Annotated in this window: 1 protein-coding gene; it reads right to left on the reverse strand. The window is 73.8% G+C overall.

Annotation, left to right across the window (positions count from 1 at the left end; translation table 11 throughout):
• A partial coding sequence (locus tag AC1DWT_RS51625; RefSeq protein ID WP_477926324.1) for an IS110 family RNA-guided transposase occupies nt 1-832 on the reverse strand: 832 nt, incomplete at its 3' end.
• Nucleotides 833-836 lie beyond the last annotated feature (4 nt).

Below are 836 nucleotides of genomic sequence, written 5' to 3' on the forward strand. Positions count from 1 at the left end.
GGGTCGTCTGGGTCGTCTGCCCGGACGACGCCGGGATCGGGGCGACCCCGCAGAGGTTCGCGAAGGCACCCTCGGAGGTGATGCGGCCCGGGTTGTCGCCGGCGGTGATCAGCAGCTGGGCGGCGGTCTCGACACCGACGCCGCACCGTTCGAGCAGCCGTGGTGCGGTGTGGGCGACCAGGGCCGCGATGTTCGTGCGCAGGGCCCGACCCTCGGCGGTGAGGGCGCGGATCCGGCGGGCGAGGGACCGCAACGCCGTCTTGACGGCCGCGGTCAGGTCGCCGGGGACGATCGGGCCGGGACGCAGCGCGGCACAGGCGGCGAACAGGGCGGGGTCGGACAGCCCGCGCAGGGCGGCGCGGAGGGGTTCGGGTGCGTTCACGATCATCGCCTTGAGGGTGGTGATCGCCTCGGCCCGGGACTTGATCACGCTGCGGCGGGCGTTGTGCAGGAACCGGATTGCCTCGACGTCCCCGCCGTGGGTCTTGGGGACGGTGGTGGCGCGTCCGGTCAGGGCCGCGGTGGCGGCGGCGTAGGCGTCGAGCGGGTCGGATTTGCCGTGCCGCCGTCGGGAACGACGGTCGGGGCGGTCGACCTCGACGACGGTGAGGCCGGCGTCGTGCAACACGTGGGTGAGGCCGGCGCCGTAGCTGCCGGTGCCCTCGACACCGACGGAGGCGATGATGCCGGTGCCGGCGAGCCAGCTCAGGAGTTGGTGGTAGCCGGCGTCGGTGGCGGGGAACTCGCGGTCGGCGAGGGGGCGACCGAGGTGGTCGACGATCGCGGCGTGGTGGGTGTGTTTGTGGGTGTCGACGCCGGCGTGGATGGTCAGGCTG

Source organism: Rhodococcus sp. P4_B6 (assembly GCF_056402215.1).